Annotated in this window: 19 protein-coding genes; 9 read left to right on the top strand and 10 right to left on the bottom strand. The window is 66.4% G+C overall.

What is annotated here, in order from left to right; genetic code table 11:
- Positions 1-283: 283 nt before the first annotated feature.
- Entirely contained in the window at positions 284-1,186 is a 903-nt protein-coding gene (locus tag ACGI6K_RS20450) for an ABC transporter permease subunit (RefSeq protein ID WP_376944760.1), read from the top strand.
- A complete protein-coding gene (locus tag ACGI6K_RS20445; protein ID WP_376944758.1) occupies positions 1,183-2,052 on the top strand; it encodes an ABC transporter permease subunit in 870 nt (289 codons plus the stop codon). Before ACGI6K_RS20450 ends, ACGI6K_RS20445 begins: the two co-directional genes overlap by 4 nt.
- Before the next feature lie 155 nt (positions 2,053-2,207).
- Here ACGI6K_RS20445 and ACGI6K_RS20440 read toward each other — a convergent pair whose 3' ends face one another.
- Genes ACGI6K_RS20440 through ACGI6K_RS20420 form a run of 5 tightly spaced genes read right to left on the bottom strand, consistent with a single transcriptional unit; the run spans position 2,208 to position 6,057 of the window.
- Complete coding sequence (locus tag ACGI6K_RS20440) at positions 2,208-2,837, bottom strand: glutathione S-transferase family protein (RefSeq protein ID WP_376944756.1); 630 nt, start codon at positions 2,835-2,837, stop codon at positions 2,208-2,210.
- Positions 2,834-3,205 (bottom strand): hypothetical protein, encoded by a 372-nt coding sequence (locus ACGI6K_RS20435; RefSeq protein WP_376944754.1) that lies wholly within the window; start codon positions 3,203-3,205, stop codon positions 2,834-2,836. Before ACGI6K_RS20435 ends, ACGI6K_RS20440 begins: the two co-directional genes overlap by 4 nt.
- Positions 3,202-3,564, bottom strand: a complete 363-nt coding sequence (locus tag ACGI6K_RS20430; protein ID WP_376944752.1) for a NifB/NifX family molybdenum-iron cluster-binding protein — start codon at positions 3,562-3,564, stop codon at positions 3,202-3,204. Before ACGI6K_RS20430 ends, ACGI6K_RS20435 begins: the two co-directional genes overlap by 4 nt.
- Positions 3,565-3,573: 9 nt before the next feature.
- Positions 3,574-4,359, bottom strand: coding sequence for an ankyrin repeat domain-containing protein (locus ACGI6K_RS20425; RefSeq protein ID WP_376944750.1), 786 nt, complete (start codon positions 4,357-4,359; stop codon positions 3,574-3,576).
- 18 nt (positions 4,360-4,377) lie between these two features.
- Positions 4,378-6,057, bottom strand: a complete 1,680-nt coding sequence (locus tag ACGI6K_RS20420) for a SagB family peptide dehydrogenase (RefSeq protein WP_376944748.1) — start codon at positions 6,055-6,057, stop codon at positions 4,378-4,380.
- A 325-nt stretch (positions 6,058-6,382) separates the two neighbouring features.
- Between ACGI6K_RS20420 and ACGI6K_RS20415 the strand changes: the two genes are divergently transcribed.
- A complete protein-coding gene (locus tag ACGI6K_RS20415; RefSeq protein WP_376944746.1) occupies positions 6,383-6,787 on the top strand; it encodes an RcnB family protein in 405 nt (134 codons plus the stop codon).
- Between the two features lie 19 nt (positions 6,788-6,806).
- Here the strand turns inward: ACGI6K_RS20415 and ACGI6K_RS20410 are convergent, their stop codons facing one another.
- From ACGI6K_RS20410 to ACGI6K_RS20390, 5 genes are all read right to left on the bottom strand, one after another.
- Positions 6,807-7,571: a class I SAM-dependent methyltransferase gene (locus ACGI6K_RS20410; RefSeq protein ID WP_376944744.1), complete on the bottom strand. Its 765-nt coding sequence runs from the start codon at positions 7,569-7,571 to the stop codon at positions 6,807-6,809.
- Positions 7,572-7,705: 134 nt separating this feature from the next.
- Complete coding sequence (locus tag ACGI6K_RS20405; protein ID WP_376944742.1) at positions 7,706-8,491, bottom strand: OmpA family protein; 786 nt, start codon at positions 8,489-8,491, stop codon at positions 7,706-7,708.
- Between the two features lie 48 nt (positions 8,492-8,539).
- On the bottom strand, positions 8,540-8,935 hold the full coding sequence (locus tag ACGI6K_RS20400) for a DUF4398 domain-containing protein (RefSeq protein WP_376944740.1): 396 nt from the start codon (positions 8,933-8,935) through the stop codon (positions 8,540-8,542).
- Between the two features lie 687 nt (positions 8,936-9,622).
- The gene (locus ACGI6K_RS20395) at positions 9,623-10,537 is read right to left on the bottom strand and encodes a D-hexose-6-phosphate mutarotase (RefSeq protein ID WP_376944738.1); all 915 of its coding nucleotides are present in this window, start codon (positions 10,535-10,537) and stop codon (positions 9,623-9,625) included.
- 95 nt (positions 10,538-10,632) lie between these two features.
- On the bottom strand, positions 10,633-11,031 hold the full coding sequence (locus tag ACGI6K_RS20390) for an acyl-CoA thioesterase (protein WP_376944736.1): 399 nt from the start codon (positions 11,029-11,031) through the stop codon (positions 10,633-10,635).
- A gap of 257 nt (positions 11,032-11,288) precedes the next feature.
- On the opposite strand from ACGI6K_RS20390, the gene ACGI6K_RS20385 reads away from it, so the two are divergent.
- The 6 genes from ACGI6K_RS20385 to ACGI6K_RS20360 all read left to right on the top strand — a co-directional run bounded on the left by ACGI6K_RS20385 (position 11,289) and on the right by ACGI6K_RS20360 (position 19,290).
- A complete protein-coding gene (locus ACGI6K_RS20385; protein ID WP_376944734.1) occupies positions 11,289-12,257 on the top strand; it encodes a phosphate ABC transporter substrate-binding protein PstS family protein in 969 nt (322 codons plus the stop codon).
- Between the two features lie 242 nt (positions 12,258-12,499).
- Entirely contained in the window at positions 12,500-14,788 is a 2,289-nt protein-coding gene (locus ACGI6K_RS20380) for a phosphate ABC transporter permease (RefSeq protein WP_376944732.1), read from the top strand.
- 76 nt (positions 14,789-14,864) lie between these two features.
- Positions 14,865-16,481: a phosphate ABC transporter permease PstA gene (pstA, locus tag ACGI6K_RS20375; RefSeq protein ID WP_376944768.1), complete on the top strand. Its 1,617-nt coding sequence runs from the start codon at positions 14,865-14,867 to the stop codon at positions 16,479-16,481.
- Between the two features lie 80 nt (positions 16,482-16,561).
- The gene (gene pstB / locus ACGI6K_RS20370) at positions 16,562-17,395 is read left to right on the top strand and encodes a phosphate ABC transporter ATP-binding protein PstB (protein ID WP_376944730.1); all 834 of its coding nucleotides are present in this window, start codon (positions 16,562-16,564) and stop codon (positions 17,393-17,395) included.
- Between the two features lie 51 nt (positions 17,396-17,446).
- Positions 17,447-18,190 carry a phosphate signaling complex protein PhoU gene (phoU, locus tag ACGI6K_RS20365; RefSeq protein ID WP_376944728.1) on the top strand — a complete coding sequence of 248 codons (744 nt, stop codon included), beginning with the start codon at positions 17,447-17,449 and terminating at the stop codon, positions 18,188-18,190.
- 131 nt (positions 18,191-18,321) lie between these two features.
- Positions 18,322-19,290, top strand: coding sequence for a peptidoglycan DD-metalloendopeptidase family protein (locus tag ACGI6K_RS20360; RefSeq protein ID WP_376944726.1), 969 nt, complete (start codon positions 18,322-18,324; stop codon positions 19,288-19,290).
- Positions 19,291-19,341: the final 51 nt, after the last annotated feature.

Raw genomic sequence — 19,341 nt, 5'->3', positions numbered from 1 at the left:
CTTCGTAGTCAGGTGTTTCTGCTTCGGCGAGGGCTGCCCAGGGGGGCTTGGTTATCGCCGCAAAGTTCCCTGGGTGGGAGCTTTACGGCTTTGAACCAACCCCATGCTCCCCCAGGTCTCACGCCCTCTCCACAGACGTGACTTCCCGCCAGCCCGGCGGTAGGTCGTGAAGACGAACCGACGGTAACACAGGTACAGGAGGAAGCGAGAGCTAAGGGCGCTCGTAGAGCACTGCGCTATCCCTCCCCGCACCAGAGGTTCGGGGGCTCTCGCGCAAAAACTGATGAAAAGACTTCGCCAACTGCTCCCCGGCGGCCGCCAACTGGTCGTCGGCATCCCCTTCGTCTGGCTGCTGCTGTTCTTCCTGCTGCCCTTCGCCATCGTGCTGAAGATCAGCTTCTCCGAGGCCGCGGTGGCGATTCCGCCTTATACGGAGATATTCACCTACGTCGACCAGCAGCTAAAGATCCTCGCCAACCTGAACAACTACGTGTTCCTCGGCCAGGACGAGCTGTACCTGTCCGCCTACCTGGGCTCGCTGAAGATCGCCACCGTCGGCACACTGCTCTGCCTGCTGATCGGCTATCCGATGGCCTACGCCATCGCCCGCGCCAGCAAGGAAATGCAGACCGTCTACCTGCTGCTGATCATGATGCCGACCTGGACCGCAATCCTGATCCGCGTCTACGCCTGGATGGGCATCCTCGGCAGCAACGGCCTGCTTAACGGCCTGTTGCAGGGGCTGGGGTTGATCGATGCGCCGCTGCGCATCCTCAACACCGACTTGGCCGTGTACATCGGCGTGGTCTATTCCTACCTGCCGTTCATGGTTCTGCCGCTCTACGCCAATCTGGTCAAGCACGACCCGAGCTTGTTGGAGGCCGCCGCCGACCTGGGCGCGCATCCGCTGGCCAGTTTCTGGAAGATCACCGTGCCGCTGTCGAAGAACGGCATCGTCGCCGGCTGCATGCTGGTGTTCATCCCGGTGGTCGGCGAGTTCGTGATTCCCGAGCTGCTCGGCGGCCCCGAGACGCTGATGATCGGCAAGGTGCTCTGGCAGGAGTTCTTCAACAACCGCGACTGGCCGGTGGCCGCGGCCCTGGCGGTGGTGATGCTGGCGATCCTGCTGGTGCCGATCCTCCTGCTCAACCGCAACCAGGCTAGGGAATTGGAGGGCCGGCTATGAGGCGCCCGAGCTTTTCCAGCCTGATGCTTTGGGCTGGCCTGCTGTTCATCTACTTGCCGATGGTCATTCTGGTCGTCTATTCGTTCAACGACTCGCGGCTGGTGACCGTGTGGGGCGGCTGGTCGCTGCGCTGGTACGCCGGTCTGCTCGACAACCGGCAGCTTTTGGGCGCGCTCGGGCGCTCCCTGCAGATCGCCCTGTGCACCGCCGTCGCCGCGGTGGCCCTCGGCACCCTGGCGGCCTTCGTGCTGACCCGCATCCCGCGCTTTCGCGGGCGCGGCCTGTTCGGCGGGCTGGTCACCGCGCCGCTAGTGATGCCCGAGGTGATCACCGGCCTGTCGCTGCTGCTGCTGTTCGTGGCCATGGCCCAGGTGGTCGGCTGGCCGGCCGAGCGCGGTCTGACCACCATCTGGATCGCCCATACCACCTTCTGCACTTCCTACGTGGCGGTGATCGTCTCGGCGCGCCTGCGCGAGCTGGACCTGTCGATCGAGGAGGCGGCGATGGACCTGGGCGCGCGGCCCTGGAAGGTGTTCCTGCTGATCACCCTGCCGATGGTCGCCCCCTCGCTGGGCGCTGGCGGCATGCTGTCCTTCGCCCTGTCGCTGGACGACCTGGTGCTGGCCAGCTTCGTCTCCGGCCCCGGCGCGACCACCCTGCCGATGGAGATCTTCTCCGCCGTGCGCCTGGGCGTGAAGCCGGACATCAACGCCGTGGCCAGCCTGATTCTGCTGGCGGTGTCGCTGTTCACCTTCCTCGCCTGGTTCTTCATGCGCCGCGGCGAGGCCCGCCGGCGGCGGGTCCTGCAGCAGATCCACGAGGACGAGAAGCGCCAGCCGTCCTGGCAACCGGCTGGCCAGCCATAGAAGCCTGTAGTCGTGCAGGGTGGATGAGCCACTATGGTGGAAAAGACCTGCGGTCGTTTTCCACCCTACGCGGTCTCAACTTCAACTGTCTCTGCTGCGGGCAGGGGGGCAATCGCCGTGCCGGTTGCCCACCCTACTCGACTCCGAGGATGGGCTCAGCGCAGCGCCGAGGCGTAGCCTTCTTCCATCAGCACTTGGCGCACCGCCGGGCGTTGCAGCATCCGCCGGTAATGGGCCTGGCAATTATCGGGCAGGGCCATGCCGGTGCGGTCGGCCCAGAACTCTACGTAGAACAGCGCACAGTCGGCGATGCCGAAGCTGCCGGCCAGATAATCACGCCTGTCGAGCAGACGGTCGGCGACCGCGAAGCCGCGTTCGAGAATCTCCCGCCCTTGCGCCTTGACCGCTTCGTGCTGCGCTGGGTCGGCGGCGAACTTCTCGGTGGTGAAGATCCGTGCGAAACCCTGGCCGTGCAGGGTGCCGACGGCGAAGTTCATCGCTTCCAGCACCCGCGCTTCGCCGTCGGCGTCTTCCGGCAGCAGCCGGCGCTTCGGATGGCTGCGCGCCAGCCACCAGGCGATCGACTGGAAGTCGGTGAGCGCGCTGCCGTCGTCGCGCACCAGGGTCGGGATGGTCGCCTTGGGGTTGATGGCTAGGTACTCGGGCTTGTGCTGGTCGCCGGCCAGCAGGTTGACCAGGTGGGCCTCGAACACCAGTTCCAGCTCCTCCAGGAGGATGTGGATGCCGGTGCTGCAGGAGCCGGGAGTCATGTAGAACTTCATCATGCCCCGGTTTCCTCCCAGTCGCGCTCCGCTTCGAGCAGGTCGGTTTCGCGGAGCATCGCCTTGAAGCCTTTCATCACCGGGCGGGAGATCATGGTTTCGGCCAGCACGCGCTTTTCGTAGAGTAAAAACTGCATGTCCTCGTCGAGGCGCTTGCGGGCGTCGGCGATCAACTGGTGGATGTCCGCGCCGAGCTTTTCGCCGGGGAGGTGCTTCACCCGCTCGTAGAGCAGCGCCATGACTAGCTTTTCGGTGGGCTTCATCTTGCACTTGCCGTCGAGGATCTTGAGCATCACCGCGGTGGCGCAGTCGACGTGGATCGGCGACAGGGGATGCGCCTCGGCCCAGCGGGCCACGTGTTCAGCGTTCATGCTACCTCCTCGCCGGCGGCGCTGCGCCGCGCGTAGTCGAGCAGGGAGGCCTCGATGGTTTCCCAGGCATAGGAAGAGACGGCGCGCACGCCGATGGCCGCGAGCTTCTCGGTCGGCCCGTCGCCGATCTTGGCGACGAACACCGCCCGGCAGTCCTTGATGGCTTCGAGGATGCCGGCCATGGCGCTCTGGTTGGAGCTGTTGCCCAGGCAGTAGTGCTCCACTTCGCGCGACTCCAGCAGACGGCAGCTTTCCGGGGTGACCTCGTAGATCGCGAAGCGCTTGGCGTGGCCGAAGTGCTCGCTGATCGCCTGGCCTTCCTTGCTGGCCACCGCCAGCTTCACCGGGAATTCGGTCATCGTTTTTCCTCAGTCGGCAGTATGACGCAAGAGTTTCAGGCAGGCCCGCGAGGCGGCCAGCTCCACGGCGCGCAGGTCGTCGAAGTTGCGCACCTGCGGGTCGGCACCGGCCTCTAGGAGGATCTTCAGGAGTTCCGGGCGGTCGCTGGAGGCGGTGTACATCAGCGCCGTGGAGCCGGCGTCGTTACGGTTGTCCAGCTCGATGCCGGCATCGATCAGATCTTGCACCAGACCACTGTCGCGGGACACGCAGGCGAGCCAGAGGGCGGTGTTGCCGTCGTCGTTGCGCGCGCGGATGTCGGCGCCGAGAGCCAGCAGCTCGCGGACCATCTCCCGGCGGCCCTGCAAGGCCGCGCGCATCAAGGGGGTTAGGCCGTGCTGGCCGCGGGCTTCGAGGTCGTCGGCTGGGTACCGCCATTCGTCGAGGAAGGCCGCCAGTTCGGCGCTGGGCGCGGCGTCCGGCGCCGTGGCCTCGGCCAGGGCGTTGGCCAACGGCCGGTAGCCGCCGTCGACGCTGTAGACGCGGGCGAAGCGGAAGTCGCTGAACATCTGCGCGAAGGTCTTGCTGGAGTTGCCGTGGTAGCAGTAGATCAGCACCGGCTTGTCTTTCGGCAGGCGGCCGAGCCACAGCGGTACGCGGTCCTCGGACAGGTGCATGGCGCCGTCCAGGTGTTCCTGCCGGTAGCTGTGCAGGTCGCGCACATCGAACAGGCTGAGTTCCGGCTCGGCGCGGATCAGGGCCGCGGCCTCGACCGCGGAGAGGCATTGGTAGGGAATCCGTTCGGCTGGGGCCATGAAGGGTCTCCGCTGGAATCAGTTGGGGAAGGAATCGGCATCCTCGGCGTAGGCCGGCGCGGATTCGATGCGCAGGTCCTCCACCGGCAGGCCGACGGTAAAGTGGTAGAGCGTCTGCCAGGCGCCGCCGGACAGGCCGAGCAGACTGTGCACCGGGTCGTCGAAGAAGCAGCCGATGCCGGTGCCGCGCAGGCCCTGGGCCTCGGCCTCCAGGTAGAGCGCCTGGCCGATCAGCCCGGCCTCGCGGTACAGGCTGCGGTAGGCGGCCGGGCCGCCGGCGGCCAGCGCGGCATCGAATTCGCCGAGCATGCCGAGGGCGAAGCAGGCGTTGGCGGCGATGTCCTGATGGCAGTGCAGGCTGCGGGTGGCGCGCAGCAGCGTGAGCGGCTCCAGGCTGGCCAGGTGCAGGAGAGGGTCGATGCCGTGCACCGGGGCGAAGGCGAAGCGGTCCGCCAGCAGCGCGCGCAGGGCATCACGCTGCGCCGTGCTGCGTGGCAACAGGTAGAGCCCCGGCGCCAGTCCTTCGACGCGGGCGACGAACAGTACCAGCGCCATCCGCGGGAGCCCGCCGAACAGATCCCAGGGCAGCCCGGCATCCGGCTGCAGGCGGGCGAGGATCGCGGCGAACTGCGCTTGGGTCATCACATGGTGGCGGTCGAAGCGCTGAGCGCTGCGCCGTTCGCTCAGCAACGCCTGCACCGGCTTGGCGGCCTCGCCGGGCGCACGCGGGGCGGCGGCGGGTAGGGCGGCGGCCGGTTGTGCCGGGCCGTCGTCCCAGCGGGTGGCGGCGGCCACCTGGGCGATGACCGGCCACTGGTACATGGGGTGGCGGTCAATGGTCGAGGCCGTGCCGTGCCAGGTGGAGTGCTCGGCCAGAGCCTGCAGATCGGCGCTGGCCAGCGCTGCCGGTGCGGCGCTGGAAAAGCTCGCGGCGAGGAGGATCTCCGCCTCTTCCAGCTCGGTCTCGGCACGCTTGCGCGCGGGAAACTCGGCGAGCCGGTCGATGCCGGCCAGGTGCGCGAGGGTGTCGCTGCCGATCTGCGGTTGCTCGGCGAGCCGCCAGCCGAGCGCGGCGGCGGCGTAGCGCAGGGCGCCGGCGGCATGGCCGCTGTCCAGTTGGCAATAGCGGAAGGCGCGCTCGCCGTATTTCCAGGCCTCGCGCCACATCACCGAGGTGAGCAAGATGGCTAGGCACGGGCTCCGGTTTGCGGCGGGGTGCGCGGCGCGTAGCTCCAGTGTGTGGTTTTCCGGACGGTAGTGGTACAGACCGTCCCGTAATGGATCAATGCCGGCGAGCAGCAAGTAGGCCTCGGTCGGGTGCAGGTTGCCGCTGGACGGGTTGGCGCGCACCGCCCAGCGGTCCGGGCCGTAACGCTTCCAGGCGGTGAGGCCGAGCGACAGTTGCAGCAGGGCGCCGAGGCTCGCCAGATCCGGCGGCAGCGGCGCCTGGCCCGGATCGTCCAGCCGGGCGAAGGGCCGCGTGAGCGCGCTGTGCAGGGCGCTGCCGGGCGGCACGGCCGAGAGCCGCGGCAGGGGAATCTGCGGCGCGCCGTCGAAGTGGCGGAACGGCGCCGGCTGGGCGTCCCAGTCGAGGGCTCCGGGGCCTGGGGCGTAGGCCTCGAAGCGGTGCTTGGTGCGCTGGTGGTAATCCAGCACGGTCGCCAGGGCGGCAGCGACGGGCGAAGTCTGGGTCGGCATGGTGCTGGTTGGGTCTTATGGGCCAAGGAACTTTTCTGCAAGAGCGGTACCAGAGTGTGGATTGCCCGCCTGGCAAGGGTTACTGGGTTCCGACAGTGCGGCAGGGGTGCCACATTGTCGGCTTTGTGACAGCGCGTGGGAACGAAATCGGTGCATGGTAGCCTTGCTGCGTAAGGTTCGGCTGACAAATTGCGGATCCGTGTAAAGGTCTGAGTAAAGTCCGGCTGACAACGGTTTTCCCGAGCTTTACGTGTTTAGGATGCAAGCGTGTCCGGTGGCGAAGAAGCTCGCCAGGCGCCGTCATCCACTGTTTCGAGGTCATCCCATGCAATCGACCCGTCTACTCGCCGGCCTGGGCCTGGTGTTCTGTCTGGGCAGCGCGGTGCTGGCCGGTCCCGTCCAGGCGCACTCGGATAGCCGGCTCCGCGACGAAGATCGCGGCCACGCTTTTGGCGATTATTCGCGTCCGCCGACGAATTTCGGTCCGCTACGCGAATCGATCCATGCCAAGCGTCACAAAATCGGTCGCGGTTCAGCCGTGCCGGCGCACATGAGGATTGTCAAGGGCAAACGGCTGCCGGCCGGCTGGGATGGCCGCCTGAGCGCCAAGCAGTCGCGTCACCTGCCGCAGTACCGCGGTTACGAATGGCGTCGCGTCGGCAGCAGCCTGGTGCTGGTTGACAGCCGCAGCGGCATCGTCCACGACGTACTGCGCAGCGTGCTGGACTGAACGCGCCCGTCCGGCGGGCTCAGGGGATGCCGACCCGGCCGACGCGCAGTGCCAGCGGCCAGCGGACCGGGCGGCGCCTTTCGGGATCGCCCCAGGCCGCGGCCAACTCGATGGTGAAATGTTCCACGGGGTCGCGGCCTTGGGCCTTTTCCAGTTCGCGCACGGCCGACCAAGTATCGATGTAGCCGAGCAGTTCGGCCAGCGTCCAGCGCACCTCGATCGCCAACGCCGGGGCCCGGCATTCCGCGAAGGGGAAAGGCAGGCTCCTGTAGCCCTCCTCGACGTGGCGCCGTTCGGCCGGCCACCAGGGGCCGAGCACCTGATAATAGAAGTGCTCGACCAGCGGCGCCGGCGCGCCCTCTACCTGCAGCACTCCATAACTGATCAGCGCCAGCACCGCGCCCGGCCGGGCGATCCTTTGCACCTCGGCGTAGAAGCGTTCGAGGTCCAGCCAGTGGGCAGCCTGGGCGACCGTGGCCAGATCGACGCTGGCCGGCGGCAAGCCGCTATCCTCGGCGAGAGCGACGCGGTACTCCACGCCCGAATGCGGCTCGGCATTGGCGATCTGCGCCGCGCTGGCGTCAGTTGCCAGCACGCGGGCGAAGCGTCCGGCCAGCGGCACCGAGAGCTGGCCGGTGCCACAGCCGCAGTCCAGAGCGCAGGCAGTGGCCGGCGCGAGATCGGCCAGGTAGTCGATCAGCGCGGCGGAATAGCGGGGGCGGTGCGCGGCATAGCTGGCCGCTGCTGTTGAGAAGTGATCCTTGAAGGCACGTGGCTCGGTCATGGGCAGTATCCGCTATGGCGACTCGGCAGGAGTCTGACAGATCTTCGGATCGCCTGTGGCCTGTCGCTCTCCGGTGCGTTCGGGAGCGCCAGCGGCCCGGCCGGCCCACCACGCCGAGGCCGGGCCGCCGCGAGTCATTGCATGGAGGTGCGCGGAGCCACCGGGCGGTCGTCCTCGTCCGAAATGGTCACCTCCACCCGCCGATTCATGGCCCGGCCGGTCGGGCTGGCGTTGCTGGCCACCGGGTAGTCCTTGCCATAGCCCTGGGTGGCGATGCGGCGCGGGTCGATGCCCATCTTGATCAGGGCGATGCGTACCGCCCCGGCGCGCCGTTCGGAGAGGTCACGGTTGTAAGCGTCGGAACCGCTGCTGTCGGTATAGCCCTCGACGATCACTTGGCGTTGCGGGCTGGCCCGGAGGAAGTCGGCCAGCTTCTGCACGTTGTGCATGCCGCCGGGCTTGAGTTCGGCGCGATTGTAGTCGAACAGCACGTCGCCGAAGGTCACCAGGGTGCCGCGTTCGGTGTGGCTGGCCTGCAACTCTTCCTGAAGCTGGCGGATCTGCGCGTCGCGGGCCTGCAGGCGCGCCTCGGCGCGCTGAGAAGAGGTTTGCTGGAACTCCCGTTCGGCGTTGCGCAGGAGGATGGTCTGCTCGGCGAACTCGACGCGGCGCTGGGTCAGATAGGCCAACTGGTCGACCTTTTCCTTGCTGGCGCCGCTCTGGTACGAGTCCTCGGCCTGCTTGAGCTGCTTGGCGGCATCCTGGGTCTCCAGGGGCGCGAGTTGGCCGGCGCGTGGATTGCCCTGCAGGGCGGTGAAGGCGGCACGGGCCTGTTCCAAGTTGGGGTTGGGTTTGCTGGCGCAGGCGACGAGGCCGACGGACAGCGCCAGCAGGGCGGGTAGGGAGGCGAGCTTGTGCATGGGGGCATCCTCGGACAGTGGTCGGATTGTCGATGACGAAACAGCTTCTCACTGGACGGAGCGCATGCCTTCCTCGCGCAACTCCTGGACGCTTTTCTTCATTTCCTCCAATTCCCGCTGCGCCTTGGTGGCACGGGCCTTGCGCTCGGCGACGCGGGCGTCCCACTCGGCCTGCTCGGCGAGCAGGCGGGCGCGATCGTAGTCCTTCTTCTGCATGGCCAGCTCGGCATCGCGCCATTTTTCCTGTGCTGTGCGCATCTCGACCGGGGCGTATTGCGTGCCTCCGGCACTCACGGCTTCTGTGACGGACGATTCGGTGACGGCGAACTGCTCGGTGGGCGGGTTGCCCGCGCAACCTGCCAGGAGCAGGCCACCGAGGGTCAGGACTGCCAGCCTGGGAAGTGGCCGGCGCGAGGCGATGCAGGTATGGGGTTTGCTCTTCATGATCGGTCTCCGATCGGAATTGCCACGAGTACGCAAGACAGGAAGACCCCCAAAGGAAAAGGGCGGGATCTATGGTTGTGAGGCCATGGCCCGACAAAAGGTTCCACGGAGCCGCCCGGTAAGGAGGCCACCGGGCAGGTACGCCGTTCATGCCGTGAGGATGGATGGCGGTGAACCGACGGCCCGGCTCCGAATGCTAGGCAACGCTATATCGGCAGCATTTCCGGAGGCGATCGTGGGCGAACGGCGCGGGACGCCGATCGGCCGTCAGGGCCATTTGCTGCGCGACGACCAGAGCCCGTGCGGCATGGGCGAGCGGAGCCCGGCGTCCCTGGAGATCCACCTGCTCATCGCACTCGTTTCGACTGCGCACGGATTCCCGAGCGCACGGGCACGTCCGCGGCCCACGGCTGCCGGTGAGCGCTAGCGGATCTTCGAGCGATGGGTGCGGACGAACTGATCGTCAGCCTCGCTGACGATCTCCGGCAGTGCCCGGAAAGTATCGCGCCGCGCATGGTCCGACATTTCAGCGCTGCGATCCCGGCCGAAGGGCGACCTCGCCAGAGCGAAGAACCTGTCGCCGCTCGATGGCCATTCGGCTTCGGGCGAGGACCGGCCCGACCTACTTCGACGGTCGGGCGGAGCAGAACAGCCGCCAAGGTGGGGAAAGCTGCGGCGGGCGCCGCTTCAGAGCGGTTCGCTCCACAGGCAGAGGGCCAGGGTGGCGCTTTGCTCGGGTGCCAGTTCCACGGCGTCGTCCAGTACGTTGGCCGTTTCGATGCAGAGCATGCGCTGCCAGGCGTCGTCGGCGAACTGCGAGAGACGGGCGGCCTTGTCGATCCAGGGGTTCCAGACGATGGCCGAGTGCGAGCCGCTGGCTTCCAAGCAGATCCGCCGCTTCCAGCCGGCATCGACCAGATCGAGGCGCGGCGGGGTATCCAGATAGATGCGATCGGTTTCGCCGGCGAAGTTCAGGATGCCGCGCTGGTGGCGCTCGTCCCAGTCCTCCAGGGTTTCGATGTAGCGCAGGCCGTCGAGGCCCTCGATGCCCACCTCGCGGATGTCGCCGACCGCCAGGTAGGTGTGCAGCGCCTGGCTCAGGGCGACCCGGTAGCTGCTGCGGTTGCGGGTGGTCAGGCTGAGGTCGAGGCGTTCGTCGAGGCGGATGGCCAGGGTCAGGTCGAGCGCATGGGGCCAGCCGGGAAGTTCGCCGGAAGCCGACTGTGGCAGGTCGAAGGTCAGGGTCACCGCGCCGTTTTCCTTGGCGATGTCCTGCAACCGCCAGTCGCGGCCGCGTACCTCACCGTGGGCCGGTGCCGAACCATGGTCTTCGCGCATGGCGCGCACGCCGGCCGGATTGCGCGCCAGGTCGCCGAACCAAGGCCAGCAGACCGGCACCCCGCCGCGCACCGACAGGCCGCGGCGGAACTCCGCCTGCTCGCTGAGCCAGATCAGCGGCTGTTCGCCGTGGCGCTGGTAGCTGAGCACCTGAGCGCCCTGTTCGGCGACCAGCAATTCGGCCGCGGCGGTCTTGATCCGCCAGCAGGGCAGTTCGCCCATTTCGATCCGCTCGACCTGGGGGGCTGTGAAGGGTTCATTCATGATGGGATCCTCGCAGGACAAATACTTCGCTATTAGAGCCTGCGCGACGAATAAAGCTCCATCGCGCGAAATGAGAGGCGCGAGGAGGGCGTCCGCTAGCGGCGCGGCACCGCGCGGGTGCGGCCGCCGCGGTCGATGGCGACGAAGACGAACACCGCCTCGGTCACCTTGCGCCATTCGCTGGACAGCGGGTCGTCGCTCCATACCTCGACCAGCATCTGTATTGAGCTGCGGCCCTGCTGCAGGGGCTTGGTATAGAAGGAGAGCTGGGCGCCGACCGCCACCGGCACCATGAAGGCCATGCGGTCGATCGCCACCGTGGCCACCCGCCCGCCGGCCAGCCGGCTGGCCGTGGCGGTGCCGGCCAGGTCCATCTGGGCGACCAGCCAGCCGCCGTAGATATCGCCGAATCCGTTGGCGTCGCGGGGCAGCGCGGTGATCTGCAGGGCCAGATCGCCTTGGGGAACCGGGTCGTCCTGTTCGAGTTCAGTCATGAGATGGGTTCGTCGGGCGTGGGCTGCAGGGAAGAGGAACGATTATAGCGGCAAGCCCTGGCGCCAGGCGAGCGGGGCGATGGAAGTGTCAAGCGGCGGCATCATGCCGCGTGTCGGCCTGTGTCGGCTGAAAGGGGAAAAGTTCCCTTGAGAGGCCTCTGTTCACAAATTTGTCATCTTATATTCATAGAGTAGTCACGCGGTCTTTCGATACTTGCCCGCGATCCGACCAATACCGTCCTGCTAGGGAGCAAGGCATGAAATTGAAGCGTTTGATGGCAGCCATAACTTTCGCCGCCGCTGGTGTGGCGACTGCGAGCGCGGTTGCCGCCGTCGACCCGGCTCTGCCGACCTACGAAAAGACTTCGGGCGTCTCCGGCAACCTGTCCAGCGTCGGCTCCGACTCCCTGGCCAATCTCATGACCCTGTGGGGCGAAGAGTTCAAGCGGCAGTATCCGAACGTCAACATCCAGATCCAGGCCGCCGGTTCCTCCACCGCGCCGCCGGCGCTCACCGAAGGCACCGCCAACCTCGGCCCGATGAGCCGCGCCATGAAGGACAACGAGCTGCAGGCCTTCGAGCAGAAGCACGGCTACAAGCCGACCGCCGTTCCGGTGGCCATCGACGCCCTGGCGGTGTTCGTGCACAAGGACAACCCGATCAAGTCCCTGGACATCGCCCAGGTCGACGCCATCTTCTCCAGTACCCGTCTGTGCGGTGGTCCCAAGGACATCAAGACCTGGGGCGACCTGGGTCTGACCGGCGAGTGGGCGACCAAGCCGATCCAACTATTCGGCCGCAACTCGGTGTCCGGCACCTATGGCTACTTCAAGGAAGAGGCCCTCTGCAAGGGTGACTTCAAGCCTAACGTCAACGAGCAGCCGGGTTCCGCCTCGGTGGTGCAGTCGGTGTCCAGCACCCTGAACGCCATCGGCTATTCCGGTATCGGCTACAAGACTTCCAGCGTGCGCGCCGTACCGCTGTCGAAGAAGGGCGGCGAGCCCTTCGAGGCCAACGAAGCCAACGCCTTGGCCGGCAAGTTCCCGCTCGCGCGCTTTTTCTACGTCTACGTGAACAAGGCGCCGAACAAGCCGCTGAATCCGTTGGAAGCACAGTTCATCAAGATGGTTCTGTCCAAGCAGGGACAGGAAGTCGTGGTCAAGGACGGCTATATTCCACTGCCCAAGCGTGTTGTGGACAAGACCCTGAAGGACCTCGGCCTCTGAGTCGACCCCTCGGGCCCGGAACGGACGATCGGGCCTGACGACGGGCGCGCTACAGGCCCGTCACTCGTTCCGAGTGGCGGGTCTCGGTGCGTCGCCGTTCTGTAATATTTTTGTCATGGAAGGTTATTAATGTACGCCTGCCGACGGTCGTCGCAGTGGCGGCGTGCAAGCCGGGCCGCCAGCCGATGCAGCCGCTCATCGACGGCCGGCTGAACGCCCCCACGCAATCGAGCCCCCTAACGATGACCGACATGGCCAAAGACTTCCCCACCGCTGCGCCCCAGCCGCAGCGCCTGGACTTCAACACGCCCGCTCTGCAGCGCAGGCGCCGGCGACGCGCCTTCGAGGACCGCCTGGCGCGCTGGTACGTCAGCATCGGCGGGCTGGCGGTGCTGGGCGCCATCACCCTGATATTCTTCTATCTGGCCCAGGTGGTTCTGCCGATGTTCCAGGGCGCCGAGTTGAACGTGCACGGCGAGCCGCAGCGACCGGCCTGGCTGGCCGATCAGGGCGAAGCCCTGCTGCTGGCGGTCGAGGAGCAGAATCAGGTCGCCATGCGTCTGGATACCCGCGGCCAGGTACGGTTCTTCGAGGTCGACGGCGAGAAGAGGCTGCTCGGCCAGGCCGCCCTGCCGATTCCCGAAGGGGCCGAGATCCTTTCCCTGGGGCGCGACCAGCCGGGCAGCAACCGCCTGGTGCTAGGCCTCTCCAACGGTCAGGTGCTGGTGGTCGGCCATAGCTACCGGGTCACCTATCCGGACAACCGCAAGACCATTACGCCGAGCATCGACTATCCCTATGGCGAGGCGCCGATCCAGCTCGATCCGCAGGGCCGTCCGCTGCAAAAAGTGGCGATGAACGTCGGCAACGACGGGCTGCTCCTGGCCGGCTCGACGGGCAATCAGGTATTGGCGCTGGAACTGAGCCGCGAAGAGAACCTCTTGAGCGGCGAGACCACCCTGAGCGAGCGACGCCTCGAATTGCCGCAACTCGCCGAACCGGTCAAGGCTCTGCTGATCGATCCGCGCCAGTTGTGGCTGTACGTGATCAACGGGCGTTCCACCGCCGACGTGTTCGACCTGCGCCAGCAGACGCCGAACGGCCGCTACAAGCTGCTCGCCGATCCCCAGGCGGAGGTGACCGAGGTGGCGGCTCTGCTCGGTGGCATCTCGCTGATGGTCGGCGACTCCACGGGCGGCATTCAGCAGTGGTTCATGGCGCGTGGCGAAGCCGGTCCCGAACTGAAGAACATCCGCGGCTTCCAGTTGAACGGCAGTCCCATCGTTCAGATCCTCCCGGAGGAGCGCCGTAAGGGCTTCGTCGCCCTGGACGCCGCCGGCAATCTGGGCGTGTTCCACAGCACTGCACATCGCACCCTGCTCATCGAGCCGGTCGCCGACGCCGCCGCGCAGGCAGCCCTGTCGCCGCGCGCCGACCGGCTGCTGGTCGAGTCCGCAGGCCGGCTGCAAGGCTTCGAGCTGGACAACCCGCATCCGGAGATTTCCTGGAGCGCGCTGTGGAGCAAGGTGTGGTACGAGAGCTACGACGAGCCCAAGTACATCTGGCAGTCGACTTCCGCCAACTCCGACTTCGAGCCCAAGCTGAGCCTCTCGCCGCTCACCTTCGGCACTCTCAAGGCGGCCTTCTACGCCATGCTGTTGGCCGCGCCCATGGCCATCTGCGCGGCTATCTATACCGCCTACTTCATGGCCCCGGCGATGCGCACCAAGGTCAAGCCGGTGATCGAGCTGATGGAGGCGCTGCCCACGGTGATCCTCGGCTTCTTCGCCGGCCTGTTCCTCGCCCCCTACGTGGAAGCCCACCTGCCGGGTATTTTCAGTCTGCTGCTGTTGACCCCGCTGGGCATCCTCGCCGCAGCCTACGGCTGGAGCCGCCTGCCGGAGAGCATCCGCCTGCGCGTACCGGACGGCTGGGAAGCGGCTCTGCTGATCCCGGTGATCCTCGCCGTCGGCGCCCTGGCCTTGGGCATGAGCGGCCACCTGGAAAACTGGTTCTTCGGCGGCGATATGCGCCTGTGGTTGTCCAACGACCTGGGTATCCCGTTCGACCAGCGCAATGCTCTGGTGGTCGGCCTGGCGATGGGCTTCGCGGTGATCCCGAACATCTACTCGATCGCCGAGGACGCCGTGTTCAGTGTGCCCAAGAGCCTGACCCTGGGCTCCCTGGCTCTGGGCGCCACGCCTTGGCAGACCCTGACCCGGGTGGTCATCCTCACCGCCAGTCCGGGCATCTTCTCGGCGCTGATGATCGGCCTGGGGCGCGCCGTCGGCGAAACCATGATCGTGCTGATGGCCACCGGCAACACGCCGATCATGGACATCAACATCTTCGAGGGGCTGCGTACCCTGGCGGCCAACGTCGCGGTGGAGATGCCCGAGTCGGAAGTCGGCAGCAGCCACTACCGCGTGCTGTTCCTCGCCGCGCTGGTACTGCTCAGCTTCACCTTCATCATGAACACCGCGGCCGAGATGATCCGTACCCGTCTGCGCAAGAAATATGCGTCGCTCTGAACGTCGGAAAAGGTAGACGACCGTGAAACAGCAAAATCTGAAAACCTGGTTCAAGAGCGGCTCGCCGTGGGTCTGGATGACCGGCGGCGGTGTGTCCATCGCCGTGATCATGACCATCGGCCTGCTGATGCTGATCGCGGTGCGCGGCCTCGGTCACTTCTGGCCGGCCGACGTACTGGAGGCCGACTATCAGGTTCCCGGCCAGCCGGCGCAGGTGGTCGCCGGCGAGGTGGTGGAGGCCGAGGAAGTGCCGCGTGCGCGGTTGGCCGCCAGCGGTCTGCCGGTGGACGCCGACGGCGGCGAATTCATGACCCGCGAGTTGCTCAAGGTCGGTAACCGCGAGCTGTTCGGCGCCGATTTCAACTGGGTGGTGGGCGAGTGGCTGGCCAATCCGCGCAAGCCAAAAAGCCTGGTGGTGTTCGAACGCCGCGAGTGGGGCAATTTCTACGGCTATCTGCTCGGTGTGAAGGAAAGCGGCCGGTTGGTAGCCGAAGGCGAGGGCGCCTGGAAGGAATTGCTGTCGCGCATCGAGCGGGTCGCCGGATTGCACGAGCAACTGGCCCAACTGGAAAAGGCGGGCATCGGTCGCGTCAACTATGCCCTCGAGCGGTTGCGCCTCAAGGAGCGTAGCCTGGAGCTCAGCGGTGATCTGGACGCCGATGCCCAGGCCGACCTGGCCGCCGAGCGCGCCCAGTGGGGCGCCAGATACCGGGAGCTGGAGAGCCAGCTGGTCGTGCTGCGGCAGGAGTTCAATCGTGACAGCGTCCTGGTGCGCACGGCGGATGGCCGCGAAGAGGAGATCACCCTGGGCAAGGTGGTGCGCGCCTACCAGCCGAATGCCATGGGGCTCGGCGAGAAGTTCGGCTTCTATTTTGCCAAGCTCTGGGAGTTCGTCAGCGACGAGCCGCGCGAGGCCAATACCGAGGGCGGCATCTTCCCGGCGATCTTCGGCACCGTGATGATGACCCTGATCATGGCGGTGCTGGTCACTCCGTTCGGTGTGCTGGCGGCGATCTATCTGCGCGAGTACGCCAAGCAGGGGCCTTTGACGCGAGTGATCCGCATCGCGGTGAACAACCTGGCCGGGGTGCCGGCGATCGTCTACGGCGTATTCGGCCTGGGCTTCTTCGTCTACGTGCTGGGTGGCTCGATCGACCGGCTGCTCTTCGCCGAGGCCCTGCCGGCACCGACCTTCGGCACTCCGGGCCTGCTGTGGGCCTCGCTGACCCTGGCGATCCTTGCCGTGCCGGTGGTGATCGTCTCCACCGAGGAAGGTCTGGCACGCATCCCGCGCGCCCTGCGCGAGGGGTCGCTGGCGCTCGGCGCGACCAAGGCGGAAACGCTGTGGAAAGTCGTGTTGCCGATGGCCAGTCCGGCAATGATGACCGGCCTGATCCTCGCCGTGGCCCGCGCCGCTGGCGAGGTGGCACCGCTGATGCTGGTCGGCGTGGTCAAGCTGGCACCGAGCTTGCCGGTGGACGGCAACTACCCCTACCTGCACCTCGACCAGAAAATCATGCACCTGGGTTTCCACATCTACGACGTCGGTTTCCAGAGCCCCAACGTCGAGGCGGCCCGCCCGCTGGTGTACGCCACCGCGCTGCTGCTGGTGCTGGTGATCGCCCTGCTCAACCTGAGCGCGGTGTACATCCGCAACCGCCTGCGCGAAAAGTACAAGGCGCTGGATCACTAAACACCGGCTGGAAACCGGCAGTCGAACCCGCGAGAAGTTCGGCTGTCGGCTTCGGGCTCCATGCTTGAACGGAGTGACTCATGCAACAAGAATCCGCTAGCCACGGCATCAACCTCGACGCCCTTGGCCGCAAGAAGCAGACCTTCGACCTGGCCAGCGAGCCGGTGGCTCTCGAGGTCCCCGGCCTCAAGCTGTTCTACGGCGACAAGCAGGCGATCTACGACGTCCGCATGAACATCCCGAAGAACCGTGTGACCGCCTTCATCGGGCCGAGCGGCTGCGGCAAGTCGACCTTGCTGCGTTGCTTCAACCGGATGAACGATCTGGTCGACGGCTGTCGCGTGGAGGGAGGGATCAAGCTCGACGGACAGGACATCTACCGCAAGGGCGTGGACGTCGCCGAACTGCGCCGGCGCGTCGGCATGGTGTTCCAGAAGCCCAACCCCTTCCCCAAGAGCATCTACGAGAACGTGGTCTACGGCCTGCGCATCCAGGGCATCAACAAGAAGCGCACCCTGGACGATGCGGTCGAGTGGGCGCTGAAGGGAGCCGCGTTGTGGGACGAGGTCAAGGACCGCTTGCACGATTCCGCCCTCGGTCTTTCCGGCGGCCAGCAGCAGCGCCTGGTCATCGCCCGCACCATCGCGGTCGAGCCGGAGGTGCTGTTGCTCGACGAGCCTTGCTCGGCACTCGATCCGATCTCTACTCTCAAGGTCGAGGAACTGATCTTCGAGCTGAAGTCCAAGTACACCATCGTCATCGTCACCCACAACATGCAGCAAGCTGCCCGAGTGTCCGACTACACCGCGTTCATGTACATGGGCAAGCTGATCGAATACGGCGACACCGACACCCTGTTCACCAACCCGGCACAGAAGCAGACCGAGGATTACATCACCGGCCGTTACGGCTGATCGTGGCCGGAATCGAGACTAGCAGCCTTCAGCTTTCGTGCGGAGCGAACCATGATCGACAAAGACAACATTTCCCTGCATATCTCCCAGCAGTTCAACGAAGAGCTGGAGGGCGTGCGCAGCCAACTGCTGGCCATGGGCGGCCTGGTCGAGAAGCAGGTCAACGATGCAGTGACCGCCCTGATCGAGGCCGATTCGGGACTCGCCGCCCAGGTGCGCGAGATCGACAGCCAGACTAATCAAATGGAGCGCAGCATCGACGAGGAATGCATGCGCATCCTCGCCCGCCGCCAGCCGGCGGCTTCCGATCTGCGCCTGATCATCAGCATCTCCAAGTCGGTGATCGACCTCGAGCGCATCGGCGACGAGGCCACCAAAATCGCCAAGCGCGCCATCCTGCTCTGCGAGGAAGGCGAATCGCCGCGTGGCTACGTGGAGATCCGCCACATCGGCGAGCAGGTCCGCAAGATGGTCCAGGAGACGCTCGACGCTTTCGCCCGCTTCGATGCCGACCTGGCGCTGTCGGTGGCGCGCTACGACAAGGTCGTCGACCGCGAGTACAAAAGCGCTCTGCGCGAGCTGGCCACCTACATGATGGAGGACCCGCGTTCGATATCCCGCGTGCTCAACGTGATCTGGGCGCTGCGCTCGCTGGAGCGGATCGGCGATCATGCGCGCAATATCGCCGAACTGGTGATCTACCTGGTGCGTGGCACCGATGTACGCCACACCGGGCTGGGCCGCAAGAAGCCGGCGCAAGAAGGGGAGGTCGGCGAAGCGCCCGCTCGCGAATGAGGCCGACGAACGGTATGCCGCTCGTCGGCTCGGGCGCACTTTTCGTCATAGGCTTGATCTCATCGACTCGCGATAAGTGGGCGGCGCTGTTAGTCTTCGCGTCCCGTCCAACAATCCTGAGCCATGCAACGATGCTGGGACGCCCGTTACTGTTCGCCGTTTCTCTTGTCTTGGCCGCACCGGCGACGGCCGTGACCATCTACGAGCATGTCGACGCCAACGGCGTGGTCAGCTATGGCGACAAGGCCCGTCCCGGCGCGCGGGTTATCCACGTGATTCAGCCCGGCCGCGGCCTGCGCGGTCTGCGCAGTCTGCGCGCGATTCCGGCCGGCCGGCTGCCGGAGCCGGTGTCGTCGCGCAGCGACGCGCCGGACGACCGGGTGCGTCTGGACACCTTCAAGCATGCCGGTGGCCACACCCTGCGGGTGCAGAACGACATGTTCGCACCGGTGGAGGTCGAGTTAAGCCTGGATGGGCTCGCCAACGTCAGCGGCGCGCCGAACAGGCCCATTCGCTGGATAGTGCCGCCGCGCAGCCAGATCCGCCTGGCCACCCTGGCGCCGCGCGATCCGGACCAGCCGATGCGCTACACCCCCAAGCTGCGCCATGCCCTGGGCGACCCGCGGCTGCGACCGCAGCCGCACCGCTATCCGCTGCCCTGGCGCGGCGGCCCTTTTCGCCTGACCCAGGGCGCCAACGGCCAGTACAGTCATTACACGCCCAGGGGACGCCATGCCGTGGACATCGCCATGCCGGTGGGGACGCCGATCGTCGCCGCCCGCAGCGGAGTAGTGGTGCATACGGAGAACGACCAGCACGGGCGCAGCCCCAATCCGGGTGGCAACCAGGTGCGCATCCTCCACGAGGACGGCACCATGGGCGTCTATTTGCATCTGCAGGAGGGCTCCGTGCAGGTGAGCGAGGGCCAGCGGATCAAGGCCGGCACGCCGATCGCCCGTTCCGGCAACACTGGCCGCAGTACCGGGCCGCACTTGCACTTCGTGGTGCAGCGCAATGTCGGTCTGGCGGTGGAGTCGATTCCCTTCCAGTTCAGCCAGCCGGTCAATGCCCTGCCGAACTTCGCCGTCGGCGGCGATTGAGCGATCCCCGTTCGCCGATTGGCTGTGCACCGGCTAAGTTGGCGTCGTACC

The sequence above is a fragment of the Azorhizophilus paspali genome, from assembly GCF_043587585.2.
Classification (GTDB): Bacteria; Pseudomonadota; Gammaproteobacteria; order Pseudomonadales; family Pseudomonadaceae; genus Azotobacter; species Azotobacter paspali.
Note: the sequence above shows the minus strand (reverse complement) of the source record. Positions and strands in the feature narration are given on the sequence as shown.

Bases quoted from the DNA above. Each gene is read 5' to 3' on its own strand.
- ACGI6K_RS20450 (WP_376944760.1), top strand. From the start codon at position 284: ATGAAAAGACTTCGCCAACTGCTCCCCGGCGGCCGCCAACTGGTCGTC.
- ACGI6K_RS20445 (WP_376944758.1), top strand. From the start codon at position 1,183: ATGAGGCGCCCGAGCTTTTCCAGCCTGATGCTTTGGGCTGGCCTGCTG.
- ACGI6K_RS20440 (WP_376944756.1), bottom strand. From the start codon at position 2,837: ATGATGAAGTTCTACATGACTCCCGGCTCCTGCAGCACCGGCATCCAC.
- ACGI6K_RS20435 (WP_376944754.1), bottom strand. From the start codon at position 3,205: ATGAACGCTGAACACGTGGCCCGCTGGGCCGAGGCGCATCCCCTGTCG.
- ACGI6K_RS20430 (WP_376944752.1), bottom strand. From the start codon at position 3,564: ATGACCGAATTCCCGGTGAAGCTGGCGGTGGCCAGCAAGGAAGGCCAG.
- ACGI6K_RS20425 (WP_376944750.1), bottom strand. From the start codon at position 4,359: ATGGCCCCAGCCGAACGGATTCCCTACCAATGCCTCTCCGCGGTCGAG.
- ACGI6K_RS20420 (WP_376944748.1), bottom strand. From the start codon at position 6,057: ATGCCGACCCAGACTTCGCCCGTCGCTGCCGCCCTGGCGACCGTGCTG.
- ACGI6K_RS20415 (WP_376944746.1), top strand. From the start codon at position 6,383: ATGCAATCGACCCGTCTACTCGCCGGCCTGGGCCTGGTGTTCTGTCTG.
- ACGI6K_RS20410 (WP_376944744.1), bottom strand. From the start codon at position 7,571: ATGACCGAGCCACGTGCCTTCAAGGATCACTTCTCAACAGCAGCGGCC.
- ACGI6K_RS20405 (WP_376944742.1), bottom strand. From the start codon at position 8,491: ATGCACAAGCTCGCCTCCCTACCCGCCCTGCTGGCGCTGTCCGTCGGC.
- ACGI6K_RS20400 (WP_376944740.1), bottom strand. From the start codon at position 8,935: ATGAAGAGCAAACCCCATACCTGCATCGCCTCGCGCCGGCCACTTCCC.
- ACGI6K_RS20395 (WP_376944738.1), bottom strand. From the start codon at position 10,537: ATGAATGAACCCTTCACAGCCCCCCAGGTCGAGCGGATCGAAATGGGC.
- ACGI6K_RS20390 (WP_376944736.1), bottom strand. From the start codon at position 11,031: ATGACTGAACTCGAACAGGACGACCCGGTTCCCCAAGGCGATCTGGCC.
- ACGI6K_RS20385 (WP_376944734.1), top strand. From the start codon at position 11,289: ATGAAATTGAAGCGTTTGATGGCAGCCATAACTTTCGCCGCCGCTGGT.
- ACGI6K_RS20380 (WP_376944732.1), top strand. From the start codon at position 12,500: ATGACCGACATGGCCAAAGACTTCCCCACCGCTGCGCCCCAGCCGCAG.
- pstA (WP_376944768.1), top strand. From the start codon at position 14,865: ATGACCGGCGGCGGTGTGTCCATCGCCGTGATCATGACCATCGGCCTG.
- pstB (WP_376944730.1), top strand. From the start codon at position 16,562: ATGCAACAAGAATCCGCTAGCCACGGCATCAACCTCGACGCCCTTGGC.
- phoU (WP_376944728.1), top strand. From the start codon at position 17,447: ATGATCGACAAAGACAACATTTCCCTGCATATCTCCCAGCAGTTCAAC.
- ACGI6K_RS20360 (WP_376944726.1), top strand. From the start codon at position 18,322: ATGCTGGGACGCCCGTTACTGTTCGCCGTTTCTCTTGTCTTGGCCGCA.